Genomic DNA, 2,934 nt, shown 5'->3' with positions numbered 1-2,934 from the left:
TTAGCGATGGCGAAGACAATCCTGTGCGTCGACGATTCCTCCAGCATGAGGCTGATGGTCAAGATGGCGCTGACCGGGGCGGGCTACGACGTGATCGAGGCCTGCGACGGCAAGGATGCGCTGGGCAAGGCCCAGGGCGGAGGGGTCAACATGGTTCTGACCGATCTCAACATGCCCAACATGGACGGGCTGAGCCTGATCCGGGCGTTGCGGGCGCTGCCGACCTATAAGGGGGTGCCGATCATCTTCCTGACCACCGAATCCGACGAATCGAAAAAGGCCGAGGCGAAATCGGCCGGGGCCACGGCCTGGATCGTCAAACCGTTCCAGGAAAGCCAGTTGCTGGGCGTGGTCAAGAAGGTCCTCGGCTGATGGCCGCCGGCGCCGACCCCACCCAAGCATTTCGCGAGGAGGCCTCCGATCTGCTGGCCGAGCTGGAGACGGCGCTGCTCAGCCTGGAAGAGGCCCCCGACGACCGCGACCTGCTCGACACCGCCTTCCGCGCCCTGCATACGATCAAGGGCTCGGGGGCGATGTTCGGGTTCGAGGCGGCCGCCAGCTTCACCCACCATCTGGAAAACGCGTTTGACATGGTGCGCCGGGGGGCGATTGCCCCCACTTCGGCGCTGATCGGGGTTGCCCTGGCCGCCCGCGATCATATCCGCACCCTGATCGAAGCGCCGGAGCAGGCCGACAAGGCGCTGGGCGAGCGCCTGCTGGCCCAGGTCGCGGCGCTGACCGGCGAGAATGGCGGCGGTGGCGCGGCCGTGTCCTCCGCGTCCCCAAGCAGGATCGAAGCGACGCTGTCGGCGGCGACGTGGCGGTTTCGCTTCCGCCTCGCGCAGGATGCGATGGCGATGGGCACCAACCCGCTGCGCCTGCTCGACGAGATCCGCGATCTGGGCGAATGCACCATCGTCGGCCTGACCGAGCGGGTGCCGTCGCTGGAAGAGATCGACCCCTGCGGCTGCTATCTCGGCTGGGACGTCGTGCTGACCACCACCCAGCCGGAAACCGCGATCGAGGACGTGTTCATCTTCGTCCGTGACAGCATGGATCTGACGATCGAGCGGGTGTTCGATCTCGACCCCCGGCTGGGCGACATCCTGACACGGCGCGGCGACGTCGATCCCGAAACGATCGAGGACATCGCCGCCCGTCAGCCCAAGCTGGGCGAGATGCTGGTCCAGGACGGGGCGCTCAGCGAAGAGCAATTGCATTCGGCCCTGGCCGAGCAAAAACACCTGCGCACCGAAGGGGCAACGGCCAAGGCGTCCGGCCCGGCCGCCACCTCGTCGATCCGGGTTCCGGCGGAACGGCTGGACGATCTGATGGATCAGGTCGGCGAACTGGTGATCGCCCAGGCCCGGTTGAAGCAATTGATCGCCAGCAGCGAGGATCTTCAGATCAAGGCGATCGCCGAGGAAATCGAGCGGCTGGCCAACGGCCTGCGCGAGACGACGATGGGCATCCGGATGCTGCCGATCGGGTCGCTGTTCGGCCGCTTCCGCCGTCTGGTCCGCGATCTGTCGCGCGACCTCGAAAAAGAGGTGCAGCTCACCACCGACGGCGAAGAGACCGAACTCGACAAGACGGTGATCGAACGTCTCAACGATCCGCTGGTCCATATCGTTCGCAACAGCCTCGATCATGGGCTGGAGACGGCGGAGGACCGGGTGCGCGCCGGGAAATCGCCCCAGGGCCGGATTCACCTGTCGGCCCGTCACGCCGGAACCCAGGTACAGATTTCGATCCGTGACGACGGTCGCGGCCTCGACCGCACCCGCATCCGCGCCAAGGCCGAGGAACAGGACCTGATCCCGCCGGGAGCCAAACTGTCCGACCCTGAACTCTTCCAGCTGATCTTCCACCCCGGCTTTTCGACGGCCAAGGCGGTGACCAGCCTGTCCGGGCGCGGCGTCGGGATGGATGTGGTCAAACGCACCATCGATTCGCTGCGCGGCACCATCGAGGTGTCGAGCGTTCCCGGCCAGGGCACCGATATCGTTCTCAGCCTGCCGCTGACGCTGGCGATTATCGACGGGCTGCTGGTGCGGGTCGGCAAGGGCCGCTTTGTGATGCCGCTGTCGGCGGTCGAGGAATGCGTCGAACTGCCTGCTGAGGACGACCGCCACAACGGGCGCAACTTCCTCAACATCCGCGACGAATTGGTGCCGTTCATCCGCCTGCGCGAATTGTTCGGAACGACCAGCCCACCCGATCCCTATCAGAAGGTGGTGATCATCTCGGCGGGCGAACGGCGGATCGGCTTGGTGGTCGATCAGGTTCTGGGCGACCACCAGACCGTGATCAAATCGCTGTCGAAGCTGCATGCCGACGTCGCGAGTTTTTCGGGTGCTACGATCCTGGGCGACGGCACCGTCGCACTGATCCTCGACACCGCGTATCTGGTCTCCAGCGGCGGCCAGGCCCCGGATCAGCAAAGGAGCGCGCCATGACCAATACGGCACTGGCAAGCGGCGGCCCGGCCTTCGAAGCCCTGACCCTGGGATTGGGCGGCGAGATTTTCGCGATCGACGCCAGCATCGTTCACGAGATTCTCGATCTCGTCTCGGTGACCGAGGTGCCGGGCGCCCGCGATTTCGTCGGCGGCCTGATCAATGTGCGGGGCAAGGTGGTTCCGGTGGCCGATCTGCGGCTGAAATTCGGCATGGAGCAGACGCCGCCCACCCTCGATACCAGGGTGGTGGTGGTCGAGATCGACCTCGATGGCGAAATTACCGTTGTGGGGCTGCTCGCCGACAAAGTGTTTGAAGTCACCGAAATCGGCCGGGCCTCGATCGAAAGCACCCCCGATATCGGCATGAAATGGCGTGCCGATTTCATCAAGGGGATCGGCAAGCGCGGGACCGACTTCATCGTCATTCCCGATATCGTCCGTCTGTTCACCGCCGATTGACCGCGTCATCCGCG

3 protein-coding genes are annotated in these 2,934 nt (G+C 65.2%); all 3 read left to right on the top strand.

Going from position 1 to position 2,934, the window contains the following annotated elements; translation table 11 throughout:
• Positions 1-6 precede the first annotated feature (6 nt).
• Genes K678_RS17225 through K678_RS17215 form a run of 3 tightly spaced genes read left to right on the top strand, consistent with a single transcriptional unit; the run spans position 7 to position 2,920 of the window.
• Positions 7-372, top strand: a complete 366-nt coding sequence (locus K678_RS17225) for a response regulator (RefSeq protein ID WP_039853789.1) — start codon at positions 7-9, stop codon at positions 370-372.
• Positions 372-2,459 carry a chemotaxis protein CheA gene (locus K678_RS17220; RefSeq protein ID WP_021133764.1) on the top strand — a complete coding sequence of 696 codons (2,088 nt, stop codon included), beginning with the start codon at positions 372-374 and terminating at the stop codon, positions 2,457-2,459. The genes K678_RS17225 and K678_RS17220 overlap by 1 nt, the downstream gene beginning before the upstream one ends.
• Complete coding sequence (locus K678_RS17215; RefSeq protein ID WP_021133763.1) at positions 2,456-2,920, top strand: chemotaxis protein CheW; 465 nt, start codon at positions 2,456-2,458, stop codon at positions 2,918-2,920. The genes K678_RS17220 and K678_RS17215 overlap by 4 nt, the downstream gene beginning before the upstream one ends.
• Positions 2,921-2,934 lie beyond the last annotated feature (14 nt).

This window comes from Magnetospirillum fulvum MGU-K5, assembly GCF_000442515.1.
Taxonomy (GTDB): domain Bacteria; phylum Pseudomonadota; class Alphaproteobacteria; order Rhodospirillales; family Magnetospirillaceae; genus Phaeospirillum; species Phaeospirillum fulvum_B.
Note: the sequence above shows the minus strand (reverse complement) of the source record. Positions and strands in the feature narration are given on the sequence as shown.

Bases quoted from the DNA above. Each gene is read 5' to 3' on its own strand.
- K678_RS17225 (WP_039853789.1), top strand. From the start codon at position 7: ATGGCGAAGACAATCCTGTGCGTCGACGATTCCTCCAGCATGAGGCTG.
- K678_RS17220 (WP_021133764.1), top strand. From the start codon at position 372: ATGGCCGCCGGCGCCGACCCCACCCAAGCATTTCGCGAGGAGGCCTCC.
- K678_RS17215 (WP_021133763.1), top strand. From the start codon at position 2,456: ATGACCAATACGGCACTGGCAAGCGGCGGCCCGGCCTTCGAAGCCCTG.